General features: G+C 49.4%; 18 protein-coding genes. 11 read left to right on the forward strand and 7 right to left on the reverse strand.

Annotated features, from left to right (window positions below; all coding sequences use genetic code 11):
- Nucleotides 1-482: 482 nt before the first annotated feature.
- A complete protein-coding gene (locus AS151_RS15730; RefSeq protein WP_071518073.1) occupies nt 483-1,316 on the reverse strand; it encodes a photosystem II manganese-stabilizing polypeptide in 834 nt (277 codons plus the stop codon).
- A 439-nt stretch (nt 1,317-1,755) separates the two neighbouring features.
- On the reverse strand, nt 1,756-2,805 hold the full coding sequence (locus tag AS151_RS15735; RefSeq protein ID WP_071518018.1) for a 3-deoxy-7-phosphoheptulonate synthase: 1,050 nt from the start codon (nt 2,803-2,805) through the stop codon (nt 1,756-1,758).
- Between the two features lie 1,115 nt (nt 2,806-3,920).
- Between AS151_RS15735 and AS151_RS15740 the strand changes: the two genes are divergently transcribed.
- Nucleotides 3,921-4,721, forward strand: a complete 801-nt coding sequence (locus AS151_RS15740; RefSeq protein ID WP_071518019.1) for an EAL domain-containing protein — start codon at nt 3,921-3,923, stop codon at nt 4,719-4,721.
- Between the two features lie 305 nt (nt 4,722-5,026).
- A complete protein-coding gene (locus AS151_RS15745) occupies nt 5,027-6,235 on the forward strand; it encodes a response regulator (protein ID WP_071518020.1) in 1,209 nt (402 codons plus the stop codon).
- A gap of 30 nt (nt 6,236-6,265) precedes the next feature.
- Here the strand turns inward: AS151_RS15745 and AS151_RS15750 are convergent, their stop codons facing one another.
- On the reverse strand, nt 6,266-7,129 hold the full coding sequence (locus tag AS151_RS15750; protein ID WP_071518074.1) for an Npun_R2479 family HD domain-containing metalloprotein: 864 nt from the start codon (nt 7,127-7,129) through the stop codon (nt 6,266-6,268).
- 395 nt (nt 7,130-7,524) lie between these two features.
- Between AS151_RS15750 and AS151_RS15760 the strand changes: the two genes are divergently transcribed.
- From AS151_RS15760 to AS151_RS15775, 4 genes are all read left to right on the forward strand, one after another.
- The gene (locus AS151_RS15760; protein WP_071518022.1) at nt 7,525-8,334 is read left to right on the forward strand and encodes a glutathione S-transferase family protein; all 810 of its coding nucleotides are present in this window, start codon (nt 7,525-7,527) and stop codon (nt 8,332-8,334) included.
- A gap of 149 nt (nt 8,335-8,483) precedes the next feature.
- On the forward strand, nt 8,484-10,226 hold the full coding sequence (locus tag AS151_RS15765; protein WP_071518023.1) for an ATP-binding protein: 1,743 nt from the start codon (nt 8,484-8,486) through the stop codon (nt 10,224-10,226).
- Nucleotides 10,227-10,827: 601 nt separating this feature from the next.
- On the forward strand, nt 10,828-11,811 hold the full coding sequence (locus AS151_RS15770; protein ID WP_071518024.1) for an RNA polymerase sigma factor, RpoD/SigA family: 984 nt from the start codon (nt 10,828-10,830) through the stop codon (nt 11,809-11,811).
- 405 nt (nt 11,812-12,216) lie between these two features.
- Entirely contained in the window at nt 12,217-12,465 is a 249-nt protein-coding gene (locus AS151_RS15775; RefSeq protein ID WP_071518025.1) for a hypothetical protein, read from the forward strand.
- Between the two features lie 218 nt (nt 12,466-12,683).
- Here the strand turns inward: AS151_RS15775 and AS151_RS15780 are convergent, their stop codons facing one another.
- The 3 genes from AS151_RS15780 to AS151_RS15785 all read right to left on the reverse strand — a co-directional run bounded on the left by AS151_RS15780 (nt 12,684) and on the right by AS151_RS15785 (nt 14,374).
- Nucleotides 12,684-13,970 (reverse strand): aspartate aminotransferase family protein, encoded by a 1,287-nt coding sequence (locus tag AS151_RS15780; protein WP_071518026.1) that lies wholly within the window; start codon nt 13,968-13,970, stop codon nt 12,684-12,686.
- Between the two features lie 78 nt (nt 13,971-14,048).
- A complete protein-coding gene (locus AS151_RS23125) occupies nt 14,049-14,171 on the reverse strand; it encodes a hypothetical protein (protein ID WP_275527997.1) in 123 nt (40 codons plus the stop codon).
- Nucleotides 14,168-14,374, reverse strand: coding sequence for a glycogen debranching protein (locus tag AS151_RS15785; RefSeq protein WP_071518027.1), 207 nt, complete (start codon nt 14,372-14,374; stop codon nt 14,168-14,170). The genes AS151_RS23125 and AS151_RS15785 overlap by 4 nt, the downstream gene beginning before the upstream one ends.
- A gap of 111 nt (nt 14,375-14,485) precedes the next feature.
- Between AS151_RS15785 and mrdA the strand changes: the two genes are divergently transcribed.
- The 3 genes from mrdA to AS151_RS15800 all read left to right on the forward strand — a co-directional run bounded on the left by mrdA (nt 14,486) and on the right by AS151_RS15800 (nt 16,954).
- Entirely contained in the window at nt 14,486-16,291 is a 1,806-nt protein-coding gene (gene mrdA / locus AS151_RS15790) for a penicillin-binding protein 2 (protein WP_071518028.1), read from the forward strand.
- Entirely contained in the window at nt 16,288-16,491 is a 204-nt protein-coding gene (locus AS151_RS22860; protein ID WP_071518029.1) for a hypothetical protein, read from the forward strand. Before mrdA ends, AS151_RS22860 begins: the two co-directional genes overlap by 4 nt.
- Nucleotides 16,492-16,618: 127 nt before the next feature.
- The gene (locus AS151_RS15800) at nt 16,619-16,954 is read left to right on the forward strand and encodes an STAS domain-containing protein (protein ID WP_071518075.1); all 336 of its coding nucleotides are present in this window, start codon (nt 16,619-16,621) and stop codon (nt 16,952-16,954) included.
- Between the two features lie 15 nt (nt 16,955-16,969).
- Here AS151_RS15800 and AS151_RS15805 read toward each other — a convergent pair whose 3' ends face one another.
- Nucleotides 16,970-17,278: a DUF3067 family protein gene (locus tag AS151_RS15805; RefSeq protein WP_071518076.1), complete on the reverse strand. Its 309-nt coding sequence runs from the start codon at nt 17,276-17,278 to the stop codon at nt 16,970-16,972.
- A gap of 419 nt (nt 17,279-17,697) precedes the next feature.
- On the opposite strand from AS151_RS15805, the gene AS151_RS15810 reads away from it, so the two are divergent.
- Nucleotides 17,698-18,243, forward strand: coding sequence for a cytochrome b6-f complex iron-sulfur subunit (locus tag AS151_RS15810; protein WP_071518030.1), 546 nt, complete (start codon nt 17,698-17,700; stop codon nt 18,241-18,243).
- A gap of 223 nt (nt 18,244-18,466) precedes the next feature.
- The gene (gene petA / locus AS151_RS15815; protein ID WP_071518031.1) at nt 18,467-19,447 is read left to right on the forward strand and encodes an apocytochrome f; all 981 of its coding nucleotides are present in this window, start codon (nt 18,467-18,469) and stop codon (nt 19,445-19,447) included.
- The last annotated feature ends 67 nt before the right edge of the window (nt 19,448-19,514 follow it).

Here is a 19,514-nt window from a genome sequence, read left to right on the forward strand (position 1 = left end):
ACGGAGTCTGCTACGAGACCAAGGCTGGACTAACCGAACGCAATCGACACGAATGTCATTTTTTGTCCAGTGATTGGGTTAGTCAGCGCCAACCGTTTTTTGGAAACCTTAGCTGTTGGTACTGCGTTTCATATCTGGTTGCGATCGCAGTTGGTCTGCCTCGCACCCGGACCTGGCTTTTCCGTACCGGGGACTGTAGGGATCGATCGAACATTGGGTAGCCCACTAGGTCTTAAGTTTCCTCTCCCACATCCCCAGTCTCTACTGTAGCTTGCTAAAAATTTCACGAGAATGGGGTTTCTACGTAATTTTTCCCTTACAAAGTTTAATTTTTTTGTATTTCCGCGTTTTTACGTAGGTTCCCGGCCAAAAAACCGGCGAAGAAAAGCCACCTTTTGGCAGCATTCCCTCGCCGATTTTGCCGGGGATGCCGATTTTGATGGAATTACGCTGTATTGCCTAACGCCATCGTTGGTGTGGGGTTAGGATTCAAAGGCTTCTTCCACGCGCGCGTAAAACCGACCGCGGATTTTTACATCTTTGGGTTCAAATCCTTCTTCTTCGGTGTTGGAAGGTTGGATGCTTTCAAAGATGCCGGACATTTCCCCAGTAGTGGGGTCTACATTCGATACTTGTAGGGAAATGTTGCCGCTGCGAATGGAGGTGCGTTTGGCGTTGAACCGTTCCACTTCTTCATCTGGTTCCAATGCCACTAGACCGGCTGTGTAATCGTAACCACTGGCAGCACCACGGCCTCTGGGATCTTGATAGTCCGGACTGCGGTAGGAGGGAACCAGAAATTCCCCTTCAAAATCGGTGGAGGTATTAATGGCTGGCAAAGCCTCGGTGGTTTTGGCGACTAGGTTCTTGACGCTAAACAGCATCGCTACCTCTTCACCGCCGGGTAGTAAAACGGTAATGGCTTGGAAGTCAATACCGTCTTCTTCTACAAATTTCAGTTTGCCGTCTTCGTCGATTTTTAAATTGCCCTGAATTTGCGCTAAGCTGGTGGTTTTTGCGGTTAAAGGTTTGCCTGGCAAAAATTCCGCTTCTTTGCGCCGGGTGGTTTCTTCTTCCTTCACAAAAAACTCTTCCGGTTGCAGGCACAAGTCCCTCATCATATAAGAGGTATCGCCTTTTAACTCGATGGACCCTCTCGCATTTTCGGCTAGGGTCGGACAAGTGTTGGCAAGACCAGTTCCTTTAATATCTTCGTAAGTATAGTTCCCTTGGCTAACTTCTGTACCGTCTCCACAAGCGGTTAGGAAGCTTAAGCAGAGTACTAAAAACGAAACAATAACTGCGCGATATCTCATGGTTGTTTTGACCTCATCCTTTCTAAAAAACGCCACGGCATGGCGATACCGCCGCTGGCAAGCAGCTACAACCAACAATGGGGGAACGCTGTTGGTTGGGAACTGTTGCTTTGGGTGGTTGCCGCGGACCAGTGGTTTTCCCGATAGTTGGCGGCTAAACTGATTTTGCCAGCTCGAACGATCTATGGCTACCCCCAACCTAGCGATCGCAACTGGCTGCTTTCCACACAGCCTAGCCTAGTATAAAAAGATACGTTGCTTAATATCTGTTTTTATATTTTCTTATATCTTGGTCAAATTTTCAGAATTTGCCAGGGGGTTTTCGATCGGCAAAAAGATGGGGGGATAGGAGCGTGGAAGCTACTAAGCGTGGAAATATCGAAAATAACCACTACAAACATTTCTTCCCCTCTTCCCCCTCTTCCCACTTCCAAAACAACTAACCCAACTTTTGGTAAGCCTGCAAGATCGTTTCCTCGGTTTCTTCCCAGCCGATACAGGGGTCGGTAATGGAAACACCGTATTGCAGGTCTTGTCGGTTTTCGGGAATCGACTGCTTGCCTGCGTATAAATTCGACTCTAGCATCATCCCGACAATGGCGCGATCGCCGGCGGCAATACGATCCACCACTTCCGAGAAGACTTGGGGTTGCCGGCGGTGGTCTTTGTTAGAGTTGCCGTGGCTGCAATCAACGACGATTTTTTGGGGCAGATCCAGTTCTTCTAGTTTGGACTCTACCCACCGAATCACTTCGCTGTTGAAGTTGGGTTTGCCGCCACCCCCGCGCAAAATAATATGTCCGTAGGGGTTGCCCTGGGTCTTGAAGATGCTGACCTGACCCATGCCGTTAATGCCTAGAAAATGGTGGGGATTGCGAGAAGCTTGCAAGGCATCGATGGCTACCTGGATGTTCCCGTCGGTACCGTTTTTCAGTCCTACGGGCATTGATAAGCCGCTGGCCATTTCCCGGTGGGTTTGCGATTCGATGGTACGGGCACCAATGGCAGACCAACTCACTAATTCGGAAAGATATTGGGGGGTAATGGGATCGAGGGCTTCCGTACCGGCGGGCAATCCTAACTCGGCAATTTTTAACAGCAGTTGCCGGGCGGTGAGCAAGCCTTTCTCGATGTGAAAGGAACCGTCTAGGTCGGGGTCGTTAATCAATCCTTTCCAGCCTACGGTGGTACGGGGTTTCTCAAAATACACCCGCATGATGATTAAAATGCGATCGCGTACTCGGTCGGATAGGGTTTTGAGTTTTTGAGCGTAGTCGAGGGCGGCGTCTGGATCGTGAATGGAACAAGGACCTACGACGACAAATTTGCGCGTATCATGTCCTTCTAAAATATGTTCGAGTTGCCACCGACCTCGCAGTACGGTTTTGGCTGCTTCTTCGCTGAGAGGAATTTTCTCCTCTATATCCAAAGGCGTTAGCAACACCTGCGAGGATTTTATGTGGGTGTCGAGGAGTTTCTTAATGTCCATATTTGCTGTCAATACTACCAGTCCTGTGTTGATAGTACTGTTTTGTGAAGGGTTTTGCCTAGGCTTTCTGGTCAATTCCTGACTTCGCTTCTCCCGCTGCCAAAAGCCCAGCAGTTAATTTATATTGCTGGTTCCCTTGCTAATCGCCGTCCCTTGATGTATGCTTTTGAGAAAAGGTATAGACATCTATATGTTTGCTCTAGGTAGGGGACGATCGCGACCCCTACCTGGGTTGGCTAGCGGAAATCTTTGCAATAATTTGGGAGGTGGAAGTCTGCGATCGCGATCGCAATGTAGCCAAGTATACAATTTCTGCAGGCGGCAAATAAGAGACAAAATCAATATGCATGCGATCGCATTAAACATCCGTCAGCAGGAGATCCCATCCAAAAAATTCGTGCAGGTAGCGCTTTTTGTGTATGGATTGCAGGCATTCCCTAGCACAGCATTATTTCATTTGTAGGATAACCATCTGAGTTCGCCACCCCAGGAAATTTAAAGATTTTGCAAAAATTTTCCATTGGGCATCTCGCCTGCATGTTGTTTTTCCCTAAAACCAGTATCTTCAACATAGAGAACACTCCCTTGAGAATTTCCAAAAAAAATCTTAAAACGGTTTTCTTACAGGGGAACCTCATGAAATACTAACAAGATAGGGGAAAGGAAAAAGCCATCGTCGTGCCAAAAATGGAGGAACCCCCCCCCAAAATTCTGAAAAACAACGGATAGCGAGCATTTTCTGGAAAATTCAACTCTTAGACGAAGGCGCTGTTCGACGCCACATCCACAACCAAAATGTACAGGTTGGCTGCGAGCTAGTTGGGATTTCTAATCGCGAAAAAAAGGAAAAATCGCCTTAACTTCTATTTAACCCTCACACTATGGGGTAACCACGGGAAATGCCACTCGTGTTGATGGTTCCCAACTGCCCGTTTCCCAAAGCGATCGCTTTGAGGAATCTATTTTTTGCGATTCCATGCCGTCTCAAACTATGGTTCTTTGGCATTTGTACCGGAAGATTGTGGCACTAAAACGATCCTTTTTAACGAATAAAGACAATTGTAACAGATATGACTGACAAAAAAGTAGAAAACCCCACAGTAGAGGATTGAGCTATGTTGGCAATGAGCTTGGAACATGCTTTCAAAGAAAATCAGTTTTTGGTGTGCTATCATCCTCAGGTAAGCACGCAAACCCGAGAAATTCTCGGGGTCGAGGCCTTGGTTCGCTGGCAACATCCCCACTGGGGAACAATTCCCCCAAAAGATTTTATTCCCATTGCCGAAGAAACCGATTGGATTTGGCCGCTTGACCGGTGGGTGTTGCAAACTGCCTGCCAGCAAGTCCGTGCTTGGCATATGGAAGGATATCCCATCAAATTAGCGGTGAATTTATCCGCAAAGGATTTTCAAAACCCCCATTTGGTAGATGTTATTGCCCAAATTTTGGCACAAACCCAGCTAGACCCCAACTATTTGGAAATCGAACTCACAGAAACCTTGTTTCTCAATGATTTTGCCCAAGCTTTACAGAGCATGTTGGGATTGCGCAGTTTGGGGGTACGAATTGCTTTAGATGACTTTGGTACGGGATATTCTTCGCTGCTTTATCTCAAAAGATTTCCGTTCAACTGTATTAAGATTGACCGAAGTTTTATTCGAGATTTGTTTCCCGTTTCCAAAAATTCCACCATTGTAGAATCTGTGATCCAGCTAGCCCATCAACTCCATCTGGATGTGATTGGGGAAGGGATTGAAAACGAACGGCAGTTGCAATTTTTACGCCAGCATCATTGCGATTTGTGGCAGGGGTATTTGTTCAGTCCTCCGCTAGCGGCTTTGGCATTTACCAAGCAGTTTTTAACCAGCCACCCAGAACTGGTTTGCTCTGCAGAGGCGATCGCGACTTCTGCTTGAGGTGGGCGTAGCAATTCTGACCTTTGGCTAGCGCGACTGCCCACAGTCGCCAGCGATCCCTCAAAATTGATAAAAAAATCTAAATTGCCGTAGTCACCAATTTATTTCTAAGCTATTCTTAGTTGTAGAATAACCGGGGGCCGTCGAACTAGGGGTTCAAGTATACTATCGTTATACTAAAAAGACATTCTAAGGACATGAAAGTAACACTTGGAATGTAACTGAGATATTGTTGTTTTGTTCTGGATGGGGAAACCAAAACCAAAAATCACCAACTTAAGCCTTTTTGAACACTTTTGCAAAATATGAACACAACCAATCCCCCCAACCGAAACACCGCTTGCCTAAGCCAACAACTGGAACAATGCGCCCAGCAAGGACTTACTGGCAAACTAGACGTTTCTGCTGGCGAACAGAGGTGGACCATATTTTTCTGCCTGGGTCGTTTGGTATGGGCAACGGGAGGGCAACATCCCAATCGTAGCTTTCGTCGCATCTGGCAGCAAACCTGCCCGCAAATTCAGCCTATTCCCAAAAGCGATCGCGCGGCGGTCAAACAACAGTCCCCTGGCATCTGTCCCCACTACGACCTTTCCCGAACTCTGGTCAAACAAGAACAGTTGCCACCGGAAACCATCAAAGCCGTCGTACGCCATCGCTGCCAAGAAGTATTTTTCGATCTCTTACAACAAGAAACCTTCAACACGCTGGCTTACCAGCAATCACCAGAGGGAGGCTTGGAAACCGTATCCACCCTGATGTCAGGGTTGCTTTGGCCGCGGCAAGTTTTTCCAGAAGCTTACCAAGAATGGATGGATTGGCAGGCAGCGGGATTGGAGGATATTTCCCCTCACGAAGTTCCCACGATCGCCCAACCGGAGAAACTCCAGCAAATGACCGCCACCACCACCTACAAAATCTTGCAAGAAGCCATTGACGGTCGGCGTTCCCTGCGAGACTTGGCAGTTGCTACTGGCAAAGAACCTTGGCGTTTGGGGCGTTCGATGTTGCCTTACCTGCGTCAAGGAGCGATCGCGCTGACTCAACTTCCCGATTGTAGCAGTCCGAACAGATCGCCGCGGATTTCCCCATCCACCCATCAGGGACCATCCATGCCTTCCTACGTTCCCGCTTCTCAGTCGGCTTTTCGCGTTGCCTGTATTGACGATTCGCCATACATCCAAAGACAGATGCAGGATATCGCCACCCAAGCCGGCTGGGAATTTGTGGAAATTCAAGATTCCATTCGCGTCTTGCCCTATCTTTTGGAAACCTTACCCCACTTAATTTTCCTAGATTTGGTCATGCCTATTGCCAACGGCTACGAACTCTGTGCCCAAATGCGTCGGGTCAGTGCTTTAAAATCAATTCCTGTGGTCATTGTCACCAACCAGAATCGTACTATGGACCGCATGCGCGCTCGTTTCGTAGGCGCTAACGATTTTTTAACCAAACCAATTCAACCCGCCCAGGTATTGGCGATCGCGCAAAAATACTTGCAAGCTCAACCCTAAAGGGGCAATCGAACGCATCCGGTCCCTTTTTTAATTGGCAATTTCACAAATGCCCGGCGCAATTTGAGCGTGTTCCACCCGAAATACATTGGCATAGAGATGGGCAACAATTTGCTTGCCCTCTTGGGTCACTTCTAGATATTCCAACCCCGGTTTGATGTAAGGATAGACACTATCCCAATAAAATCGGGGATAATTATCCCGTAGGTCGTCGGGATGGTAATATCCCAGCGCCTTGTTGACACCCGTTTCCTCGAACTCGTAGTATAGGGCACTGATTTTCTGTAAATACCGGGGATCGCTCAACTGACCAATGAGATCGGCAGCGCGGACCAATCCCGGACAATCGATCGTATCTTGGTGGTCGGAATCTGCCGGAATGGGAAAGCGCGTCAGTTCGATGTTGCGTTTGATAATATCCACTTGAATTAAATTGTGACCGCTGAAGCGTTCGTCAATAAATAATTTCCCTCGATCGACGTGGTAAGGGGTTAAGCTAGCATCGGTACTGCCACGGGGCAGGTATACTTTTAAATCGTCAATGCCGGTAGCGTATAGCCGTTCTGCTGGCGTATCTTGGCGGCAGACCCCCTTGACATAGCCAATATCGTGGCATAACAAGGAAATGGTAAAGTGTAACCAATCTTCGCTGGAAATGCCGCCTTCGCGAATATGTTTGCCTCGCAGAATTTCTTGTCCTACGAGGCTAACCAAAATGGTATGTTCTACGTTGTGGTAGAGGGCATCGCTGTTGGCAATGTTTTCTAACGCCATGCAGCCAGCCCAAGCTAGGATTTCTGAATATGCCTGTTTGTAGCCACCGTACATGCGATGGTAGCCTGCTTGTAGCTTTTCGACGAAATTTCTAATGAGAATTTCTGTAGAGTTAAACATTTTGGGCGGGGCTTCCATTTGAAAACGCGAGTGTAGCTTGAAGGCTCGATATGAAAATATTCAACCACAAACCATACTGTAGCAGGAAGGTGATGCTATCGAGGGGACAACGTTTCGCTTGGATGCAATATCTTTTATTGTAGCATTTGCGTTGTTTATCGGATGTTGGGATGATTTTTTTTTAGGGGCGGCTTTCCCCCTGGATGCCTATCGTTGGCGTTGGGTGGGAAATTGCTATACTTTAGGTTTCCCATCTGTGACAGCGATCTATCCCGAATGGCCCCGGGCGATCGCTTGCCGTTCGCTGCTGGATGTGATGGGTGATATCGAGAAGGGGCGACCAGATACGTTACAGTAGCAATGCTGTTACGTTCGTAGAGCGAAAGCGAGGAACCGTGCTGGAATTATATCAATTCGAACTATCCCAATTTTCAGAGAAAGTTCGGCTCATCCTGGACTACAAAGGCCTGGAATACCGTAAAATCGAAGTAACTCCCGGTATCGGCCAGCTGGATGTGTTTCGCATGTCCGGGCAACGCAAGGTTCCCGTTCTCAAAGATGGCGAACGGGTTATAGCTGATTCTACCGCGATCGCTCGCTATCTGGAAGAACAATATCCCCAAAATCCCATCCTCCCTGCCGACCCCAAACAAAAAGGATTGTGCCTGATGATGGAAGAATGGGCCGACCAATCCCTAGGGGTCAACAGCCGCAAAATTTTGCTCAAAGCCATCGGTCAAAGTCAGGAATACCGTACTTCCTGGTTGCCAGCCGAAACCCCCGATCCGATTCGCGACTTGGTTTCCGCTGTTCCCAGCGATTTGGTGAATTTGCTTGGTGTGGGGGTTGGCGTTGGTCCTGACGTTCTCAAAGAAGCAGAAGGGGAAATCGAGCAGGATTTGGAATCTCTGTGCTTGTTGTTGGGAGAGGGCAATTCCTATTTGGTTACCGATCGCCCCACCCTGGCAGATTTAACAGTAGCCGCCCTGAGCATCCTGTTAAAATTCCCAGAAGGTTCCTATCTCGATTTGCCGGCTTCCCTCCAAGGAAAAGGCGTTCCCGGCATTGCCGACAATCCTGACTATGCCAATTTCTTTATGTGGCGCGATCGCATTTACCGCCAGTTTCGTAACCCCCTCAACGGTTCCCCCTCGTCAGACACCACAGGTGGTGGTTCCTCCCCCACGCGCATTGAAATAGAATAAATAACCGTTCCACCCACTCCAGCCAATGGAAAATTGGGGAAATCTGGGGAACTTTCCGAAGCGCGATCGCATCGGCAACAATTCCCCCGACACTTCCCCATTTTTTCCTTAATTTTGCTTTGCCCCTCAGCGTTCTTATTCACGGTAGTATGGCATCGGAAAAACCGCTCGGATCTGTTATTCAAGGTTCCCTCAGCGAAGGTCTCGAAGTTCGCCTGCATCCAGACGTTTCCGTCGAAGACATGCGGGTTGGTAAATTTTTGGTGGTTCGTGGCAGGCGGTCGTACTTTTTCTGCTTGCTAACGGATGTGTCTCTAGGCGCTGCCAGCCAGCGTATTCTAGCCAATCCTCCCCAGCCAGAAGATGACTTTTTGCAAGACGTGCTTTCCGGCGGCGGTACCTATGCCACCATCGACCTCACCCCCATGTTGATGCTTACCTTTACAGACATCGACGCCTCCCAGAACGCTGCCAGTAGGGAAAATACAGAAAACCAGCCAGAAAAACAACAAAAAGATACATCCCTTGCTTCCTTCGACGCGCAAACCAGTGCCAACTTAGAACTGCGACCGGTGAAAACCATTCCTTCTCACTTTTCCCAAGTTTATGATGCCACCGAGTCCGATTTTCGCCACGTTTTTGGATGGGAGGACGATCCCCACCGCAAGAATTTTTCCATTGGCAAGCCGTTGGATATGGATGTACCGGTATGTTTGGATTTGGAACGCTTTGTAGAGCGCAGCAATGGCGTGTTTGGCAAGTCTGGAACCGGGAAATCATTTCTGACGCGGTTGTTGCTGGCAGGAACCATCCGCAAGCAAGCAGCGGTGAATTTGATTTTTGACATGCACTCGGAGTACGGTTGGGAAGCACCCTGCGAAGGCAAGCAGCTGACGACGGTGAAAGGGTTGCGGCAATTGTTTCCCGATCGCGTCAAAATTTATACCCTCGATCCGGTTTCCACCCGCCGCCGCGGCATTCGCGATGCCCAAGAATTGCGCCTCAGCTACGACCAAATTGAAATTGAGGATATTTCCCTACTGCGCAATGAGTTAAATTTGTCGGAAGCAAGTTTGGAAAACGCGCAAATTCTCTACAATGAGTTTAGCTGGGCTTGGATTGTGGAACTGCTCGGCATGGATAATGAGGAAATTGAGGCGTTTTGCGAAAACCGACGGGGAAATAAGGCGTCGATTATGGCGCTACAGCGCAAGCTTATGCGTTTGGACCAGTTGAAATACATGCGCAATGCGTCTGCCCATAACTATGTCAATCAGATTTTGGAAGATTTGGAATCGGGCAAGCATGTGGTGATTGAATTTGGGTCGCAGTCGGATATGCTTTCTTATATGCTGGCGACGAATGTGATTGCCCGGCGGATTCACAAGGCGTATGTGGAGAAAACCGAGCGGTTTTTGCAGTCGAAAGACCCCAGCGATCGCCCGCGCCAGCTGATGATTACCATCGAAGAGGCACACCGCTTCCTCGACCCCAGTACGGTACGCCAAACCATTTTTGGGATTATTGCCCGGGAGATGCGCAAGTATTTTGTGACGTTGCTGGTGGTCGACCAACGTCCTTCTGGTATTGACAGCGAAGTGATGTCCCAGGTAGGTACCCGGATTACAGCTTTGTTGAACGATGAAAAAGATATCGATGCCATTTTTACGGGGGTTTCCGGTGGTCAGAATTTGCGATCGGTGCTTGCCAAGCTTGATTCCAAACAGCAGGCTTTGATTTTGGGGCATGCGGTGCCCATGCCGGTGGTGGTGCAAACGCGCGCCTACGACAGCCAGTTTTACGAGGAAATTGGCGATACCCAGTGGGAACAGGAAGACACCGAAACGCTATTGCAAGCTGCTGACGCTGCCAGAGCTGACTTGGGATTCTAGAGATTTTCCCCGGACTGGGCTTGACTCTGTAGTATTTGTGTAGTATTATAGAACTTAACAGATAAAAGTATTGTCTCGCTTTGAAAACTGCTGTCCGTAAAGCTGTTGGTTGTTAGCTTGCGTCGGTATTTTTACGGCTTGTCCCCCAGGAAAAGTTGAAAAGATAGAGCAGCACGTAGGGTGCTGCCTGCAAGCAAGGCAGTGGTTTGCTGCTGTGAAGCTGCGCTCGGCGATCGCGAGCGGTGTTACTGTGTTGCCTGTTAGGTCGGCATCTCTGCTAGTCAGGGCTTGCTTGTAGGGAGCTTATCGTAAAAACCCCCCAAGTTTTTGGGGAAACCTAGGGAAGGAACCCTCCTTTCATCTACTCGTCCTCCAATGCAATAATAGATTGTAGTGGCCAAACTCGTAACCAGTTCGACATTACAAAAAGCAAGTGCGGGGTACCTGGATGAGTTGCATGGGAAACAAATTGGGAACCCTAAACTAGGAAAGCTTAATTCGTCTTTTCACCTTTTCCCATAACGATTGCAGCACTAGTGGCTTGAGCGTGCGGTGAGAGACCCTGATTACCACTTTGTTGACGGAGTCCACATCAAAGATTATGCCGAACAATAATCCCCAAACTGAAAAAAATAATGCTAGGTTCACGGCCGATACGGTACGAGCCTATTTGCATGAAATTGGTCGCGTTCCCTTGCTAACCCACGAACAGGAAATTATCTATGGGAAGCAAGTACAGGAAATGGTGCGTTTGCGCTCGATCGAAGAGAAGTTGCAAGAAAATTTGCAGCGGGCGCCAACCGAACAAGAGTGGGCAGAAGCGGCCAATCTAGATGCAAGCGATCTCAAGCAAGCAATGCAGCGCGGCGCGCGGGCGAAAAAACGGATGATCGAAGCCAACCTGCGTTTGGTCGTTGCCATTGCTAAGAAATATCAAAAGCGCAACATGGAATTTTTGGATCTCATCCAAGAAGGTACTTTGGGATTGGAACGCGGCGTAGAAAAATTCGACCCAACGCGGGGGTATAAGTTCTCTACCTATGCCTACTGGTGGATTCGTCAAGCGATTACCCGGGCGATCGCCCAACAGGCGCGGACCGTACGCTTGCCCATCCACATTACCGAAAAACTGAACAAAATCAAGAAAGTTCAGCGGGAACTAGCCCAGCGCCTGGGTCGCCATCCCAACGCCAACGAACTGGCGGCGGAATTGGAACTCGATCCAGCCCAAATTCGGGATTACCTGACTTTAGCCCGGCAACCTGTTTCTTTGGACATGCAGGTAGGTGATAACCAAGATACGGAGTTGCAGGAACTGCTAGAGGATGAAAGCGCTTCTCCCGAAGATTACACCACCCAAACCCTCCTGCGTCAAGACCTGGAAACCATGATGTCCAATTTGACGCCCCAACAGCGGGATGTCATTGCTCTGCGCTTTGGTTTGCACGATGGTAGAAAGCTGTCTTTAGCCAAAGTTGGGGAACAGCTTGGTTTGAGCCGCGAACGGGTTCGCCAGCTGGAAAACCAAGCCCTAACGCAACTGCGCCGGCGTCGTGCCACCGTTAAAGAGTATCTAGCGAGCTAGAAGCTAGAAGCTAGAACGCACAACCCCAAGCAGGGACATGATGCCATCCATCGGCAGACAAATTTTGGAGATCGAGAGGGGGAAGGTTATACTTAGCACCTCCCTCTCTATTATTTGGAAGCTGTTGATGTTTTGCTAGCAAACTTACGATTTTTTAACAATTCCTGAGAATCTACCAAATGGTATCCCTAAGGAATTTTTGAGTATTTTTACTTATAGTCAAAGGTTAAAACTCAGTTAAACTATCCTATAGAGCCAAGGTCAAATCGACTCCTACTGCCGTTTTCCAGGACATCAACTTGGTCTAGCAAACCCCAACGAACCTGAGGAGGTGGTCTCAAAAACAGCAAAAAAAGCAATATTTCTTAAACTTCAAATCCAAGCATTTTTGCGGAGGTAATTCCTATGGCACCAGAACTGCAAGACTTCCTGTATCCCCGCCGTCGCTACAACGGTTCTTTTAGTTTGGAAAATTTGGCCTTTGACGCCAACTTACAGGAGTTCGCGCAAAAAGTGAACTACATTTGTAATTTGGAAAACGGAGGGAAAATGACCCCCGACCAAGCTTATGAAGAGATTAAAACGCTTTGGAAGGAACTCAAACGCTCGAAAAAGCAGCTAAAATTGTCCTCTGCCGACGACTCCGAGCAATAAGAACGGAGGGCAGGAACCCCGAAAACAGCTAAGGTCTGAACCTACGGTTTGATTTTGCCAGTTTGTGTCTACAATATTGGATTGGACAACAGCTGTTTAAAGACCCTCCGTTTGGGGAGGCGAAAACTAGAGATATAAATATTGTAGACCTTCTGGCGGTCAAGTCAAGAGTTTTGGAAAATTTCCTTTTCGGAACCAGTTTCTAGCCATCGGAGCAACTAGCGATCGCTGCCAGCCAGTTTGGCCAAAACCTTCTCCACCATCCCAATTGCTCGGTCTACTTCTGCCTCGCTGACAATCAGCGGCGGTACGAAACGCACCACCTTCGGTCCTGCCGGCACCAGCAACAACCCCGCTTCAATCGCCGCTTTTACCACATCAAGAGCCTTCAGGTCGATATCCGCCGCCAGTTCCATACCATCAATCAAACCCCAGCCGCGAACTTGAGTAACTAGGTGGGGATATCGATTGGCGATCGCTTGCAAACCAGCACGCAACTGTTCGCCGCGGGCACTTACCCCTTCCAAAAACCCATCTGTTTCCAAAACCTGCGCCACGCACAGAGCCGCCGCACAAGCAAACGGATTACCACCGAACGTACTGGCATGATCGCCCGGTTGCAACACATTACAAGATTCTTTACACAACATCGCGCCAATGGGAATGCCACCGCCCAATCCTTTAGCAGAGGTAAACACATCCGGTTCGATGCCAAGATGTTCGTACCCCCAAAGTTTGCCCGTGCGCCCCATGCCCGCCTGAACTTCATCGAGAATTAACAAAATCCCCTTTTCATCGCAAATCCGGCGTACCGCGTGGAAATATTCCCGCTCGCCCGGACGAACACCCCCTTCCCCTTGCAGGGGTTCCAGGAGAATAGCAGCACAGGTGCGTTTTTCCGCATCCAAATCGGCGATCGCAGCTTCGATGGCAGCAATATCGTTAAAAGGCACGTAGGTAAATCCCGGCACCAGGGGATGAAAATCCTTTTGGTACTTGGGTTGTCCAGTCGCCGTAATCGTCGCCAACGTCCTACCGTGGAAGCTGGATTGTGCCGTAATCATCGCCGGTTCATCAATGCCCAAAACCGTGCGAGCGTACTTGCGCGCCAGTTTGATCGCTGCTTCATTGGCTTCTGCCCCAGAATTGCAGAAAAAGACGCGATCGGCACAGGAATTTTGCACCAACCAAGCAGCCAATTGCCCCTGTTCGGGAATGTAATACAAATTGGAGACGTGATGGAGCTTTTGGATTTGCTGGGTCAGTGCCGCCACCAGCGCCGGGTGGGCGTGACCAAGGGCACAGGTAGCAATCCCCGCCACAAAATCCAAATAGGAGCGTCCTTGGGGATCGCGAACAACGCACCCTTGACCCCGTTCCAAGGTCAGGTCAAAGCGTCCGTAGGTTTTCATGACATAGGCATCAAAACCCGAAGGCGTCGCTGCCCAGTCGGTTCGGTTTTCGGATGGGGGAAAACTTTGGGATACCAAGATTTGCTCCGTCAACTTCCAGCACGTCTACAGCAATTTTGCGAAAATTTTTGATGCTTGGCAAGCGCTTCCGGAGGAGTTGGCGATCGCCTGTTAACAAAAACCGCTAGGTATATTAGGATCGAGGGCAGAGAATTTCGCTACGCTACGGGGAATTGTTCGGTCTTCACCAGCGCGATCGCTTCCCGTAGACAGGACTCCGCTCGTTTTGGTCACGATAGTTTCAAAGCGCTAACCGGCACCTCATCCCAGGAACTCACCGTACGCAAGTTCACTTGCCACCCCGCTTGCTTTTGTTCTTCATTCAAATCGGCAAGAAACGATTGGTAGCATTCTTGAGCTTTTTGTTCGTCACAACAGGCAATACAAGCGTACACTAAACCAGAAGGATCGATTTGTTCGTTGACCCAGATTGTCATAACCGTTTAAAGACCCCGCATTTCTCTGTTTTTCGCCAACATGCTGCCCACCAGCCATTTGGTAAGCAGTGGATAAATAAATAACGATAGCCTAACAAAGGTTTGAGAACAATGGCTAGCGGAATCTCAATTGCCTCTCGTAGCGAGACAGCCAAAAGAGCGATGGCACGATCGCGGCGTGCCATTATCGTGATGCTGGCGATTACCAGCTTCATGGGAGTGTACGTAGCGCGATTGGCCCAGCTGCAACTAATAGAAGGTCCCCAATATCGCGAACAAGCCAATGAAAATCGCATTCGTTTAGTGCCCCTGCCCGCCGCCCGCGGCAACATTCTCGACCGCCACGGCAACATTTTAGCCTCCAATCACCTAACGCGATCGGTGTACCTCTGGCCCAGAGAACAATCACCCCAAGAGTGGAAAGCCACCGCTGCCAAGCTAGCCGCAATTTTAGAGGTTTCCCAAACCGAAATCGTCCAAAAATTGGACCGGGCAGGGTATCGCTCTTCCATGCCCGTACGCATCGTCCGCATGCTGGATTTAGACACTTTTGTAGAGCTAGCGGAACGTTCCCAGGAATTTCCCGGATTGGAAGTACGCGGCGAATCCAGTCGCTTTTATCCCAACGGAAATTTAGCCGCCCATATTTTGGGCTATATCGGCGAAGCCACCGAAAAAGACCTGCAAAACAACCCCGACTACCCTTTAGGGGTCATCGTGGGCAAAATGGGCGTCGAGCGCAGCAGCAACGAACAGTTGGTGGGCAAATGGGGACAATTGCTGGTGGAAATTAATGCTGCTGGAGAAGAGTTGCGAGAGCTGGGCAAACGCCCCCCCAGCAGCGGTAACGCCATACGGCTGACCCTAGACCAGCAATTGCAAAAGCAAGCCGAATCTTTGTTGGGGAAAAACAAAGGAGCGGCGGTGGTGCTGGATGTCAATACCGGTGCCGTGTTGGCAATGGCAAGTTCCCCTAGTTTCGACCCCAATATTTTTACTGGCAAAGTTACTTCCAGTCAGTGGCAGCGCCTGCAAGCGGAGGGAACCTTTGTTAATCGGGCTTTGCAGGGGTATCCCCCCGGAAGTACGTTTAAAATCGTGACGGCTACGGCGGGGTTGGAGTCGGACCAGTTTTTCCCCGGTTCGGTGCTGTACACGCCGGATTATATTACAGTGGGCGGATTGAGATTTTACGAACATAGCAGCGGTTACGGTTATATTGGATTTCGAGATGCGCTGGCGTTTAGTAGCAATACCTTTTTCTATCAAGTGGGATTGGCTGTGGGGGCACCGGAAATTGCCAAATGGGGTCGTAAGTTAGGCATTGGCGGCAGCATTAATTTGGATTTGTTGGGACTGGATGGCGGTACGGAGGGGTTTTTACCAACGCCACAATCCAAACAAAGGGAGTACGGCGAACCTTGGTATGCTGGGGATACAGTGACCACAGCCATCGGACAGGGATTGGTGCTGGCAACGCCTTTGGAACTGGCGGTGATGGTGGCTACCATTGCCAACGGTGGCGCGCGCGTACAACCTCATTTGCTGGCTCGGCAAACCAATACCCCACAAACCAAACCGATTCCCACTGGCGTTGCTCCGTCTACGATTTCTAAGGTTCGTCAGGGGTTGGTGGCGGTGGTGGAAGAAGGTACGGCTCGAAGCCTCAATCGGGATTCCCTACCGCTGACTGCTGGCAAAACCGGTACGGCGGAGGTGGTGGGGAAAAAATCCCACGCGCTCTATGTGGCGTACGGTCCGGCGAAAAATCCTGAAATCGCGATCGCGGTGGTGGTGGAAAATGGGGGATACGGTGGTGTGGCTGCAGCCCCCATTGCGGGACAGTTATTTGAAACCTATTTTACTAGAAAAGACGGCAGGAAGATTGAAAGCTCTGCCTCTTTAGAGCAGGGATGAAAAGCGATCCGTGCGGCTTGAGCCGCCGTCAAAATCAAGTCAATGTACTAGAATCTAGAAAAGCAGGCGAAATTGATTGGGGAAACCTATTTTTGTTCATTATGTTGACTCTTAGCTACGAATTCTCGCCTCAAGCCGACACGCCGCCAGATTCACGCCATCGAGTCGTGGTGGGAAATCTGTCGGCAAGTTGGGAATGATGGGCTGAGAGAACGCCAAGATGGGGTTAAATCCCGGAAATCGCCTGTCAACGCCTCGTCTGGGAGGCAAGTATATTCTTCCTGCCGATGCCCCCTAATGCTGTTTCCATTGCTTAGACAATTGATTATGAAAGCTGAAGTGCAATTTGAAGTTATTCAACCGACCGATGTGTTAAATGGCCCCAATACGGCTGCCCTGCGCAAACAAGTTCAGGCATGTTTGGAAAAAGGGGTCAAGCTGGTTTTGATTGATTTGCAAGATGTAACGTTTATGGATAGCGCCGGCTTGGGGTCTTTGGTGACCATTCTCAAATCCGTGCGTTCTGCCCAGGGCAAGCTATGTTTGTGTTCGGTGAACGCTCAAATTCGCATGCTGTTTGAGCTGACCGGTATGGATAAGGTGTTTCAAATTTACCGCGATCGCGAAGCGTTTAATCAAAACGTCCTCTCCCAAAACGGTTGAAGGTTGACAAACAGGCTATACCATCCATTCCTGGGCACGTTCTCCCAGTTCAATGGGAATGCTCACCGCTTTGCCAGTGCGCGGACGTTCGCGGGTGGCTTCGATCGCTTCGACGGTTCGTTCGGTTGCTCCCCACGCCTGCAAGTATTGGGCAACGGCGTTGAGATGTTCCATGTATTCCGATTCGGTTTTGGGAAAAGAGGCTTGTCCTAAATATTTCCACATAATTTGTAAGAATACTTTCCCCTGGGTGCGTCGCAGGCAAATATCGTAAGCACACCCCCATTTGTTTACCAAGAGTTGCCGCAACTGTTCTCCAGTCATATTGCCCCCGATGATAAGCATATTGATGTGCGAGATGTTGGTTTCTATATTTACATATCTTTACATTATGAGCCGCACCTAGAAAATGCCATAAAATGTCATAATATTTCATGAAGCCCCGTAAAGTTGAACGATCCCACCAAGGGCATCTCGGGCTTCTTAGCTAGAAACGTTGCCCGCGCAGCGATTCTAGAAAGGTTGCCGGAGCCATGCCGGAATCTGGTCAGGGGCAAGAAACCGTAAGAGTGCGCGGCCATTTATGGCTTTTTTTGGCGGTCCGTCCAACCGTGTCAGCCTGCCCCCTAGAAAGGCGATCGCTCCTTAGGGGAAGTGCAGGAAGGATTGATTAGCAAATGTTAATAAATCCAGGGCGAAAGATAGCACAAAATCGTTAAAACGGCAGCTAGAGATACGCAATCATGACACAAGTTTCGGGAAATCCCGATGTCCCCGGCATGGGACGTCGCCAATTTATGAATTTTTTGGCATTTGGAGCAGTTACAGGAACGGCCTTGGGTGCTTTGTATCCGGTAGTTCGATACTTCGTACCTCCTCAAGCTGGCGGTCCGGGTGCTGGCACCACAGCCAAAGACGAACTCGGCAACGATGTGGTTGCTAGTGATTTTCTCGCCAACCACCAACCAGACGAACGGATTCTCGTTCAGGGATTGAAGGGAGACCCTACCTATTTGGTGGTGGATAACGACCAAACTCTGAAAAACTACGGATTGAACGCGGTTTGTACCCACTTGGGTTGCGTTGTCCCTTGGGAAGCCGCTCAGGACAAGTTTATTTGCCCTTGCCACGGTTCTCAGTACGACCGAGAAGGAAAAGTCATTCGCGGTCCCGCACCTTTATCCTTAGCTTTGGTTGATGTAGATGTCAATCAAGACGATAAAGTGGTTTTGCGGGATTGGGAAGATACGGACTTTCGTACTGGCAAAGAACCCTGGTGGACTGCCTAAAGAAGGCAAGCCAAGCGTTCGATCGCGCTTTCAGGGAAACGTTCCCAAGGCGATCGACGCTCTTGGTGGCTTTCTGATGATTGTTTTTCCGATCGACCCAATGGTTGCGGTCTGTGCCTCGGTCTAACCATCCCTGTGGGAAAAGGGTGCCGAGGTAGCGTTCATTTGTGCGCGCCACTGTCCCGTTCTCCTGTCGAATTCGCTGTTTCAACCGACAATACTGATGAAAAACGTTTCCATGTCTGGGAATCTATCCGGCAAGGCGATCGCCAAACGCTTTCTGCTCGCGATCGCAGTGGTTGCTTCTTTGTTCGTAGCGGATGTAGCTACCAGTCAACCCGCCTCCGCTTATCCCTTTTGGGCCCAACAAGACTACGACGTACCGAGAGAACCCACCGGACGCATTGTCTGTGCCAACTGCCACCTGGCCGAAGCACCGGCCAAAGTAGAAGTTCCGCAATCGGTGACACCAGATACGGTGTTTGAAGCCGTTGTGGAAATTCCTTACGAAGAAGGAACCCAACAAATTCTCGGTGATGGCAGCAAAGGTCCCTTGAATGTGGGTGCTGTTTTGATGCTGCCAGAAGGGTTCCAGATTGCTCCTAGCGATCGCCTCTCCGAAGAATTGGAAGAAAAAGTGGAAGGCATCTACTTCCAACCCTACAGCGAAGACCAACAAAATATTGTCTTGGTGGGTCCCATTCCTGGAGAAGACTATCGCGAAATCACTTTCCCGGTCCTAGCTCCAGACCCCAACACCGAAAGAGACATTTATTTTGGTAAATATGCCGTTCACTTAGGTGCCAATCGCGGCCGCGGTCAACTTTACCCCGGCGGTGCCAAAAGCAATAATAATGTATTCAAATCTTCTGCTGCCGGCACAATTACCGCTATCAACGAGCCGGAATACGGCGGCTACGAAGTAACCATTGAAACCGCCGACGGCGACACCGTGGTCGATACCATTCCTGCGGGACCGGAGTTGATCGTTTCCGAAGGCCAGCAAGTGGAGTCTGAAGAAGCGTTAACCGAAAATCCCAACGTGGGTGGTTTTGGTCAAATGGACACGGAAATCGTCCTGCAAAGTCCAGCTCGTATCAAAGGCATGCTGGCCTTTTTCGCCATCGTGGTGGTGGCCCAAATCCTGCTGATTCTGAAGAAAAAACAGGTAGAAAAAGTGCAAATGGCAGAAATGAACTTCTAAATTTTTGCTAGAAATACTACCATTTTTATACCTAGGTTAAGGAGGTTTTGATTTTGAACCTCCTTTT

The sequence above is a fragment of the Geitlerinema sp. PCC 9228 genome, from assembly GCF_001870905.1.
Lineage (GTDB): Bacteria > Cyanobacteriota > Cyanobacteriia > Cyanobacteriales > PCC-9228 > PCC-9228.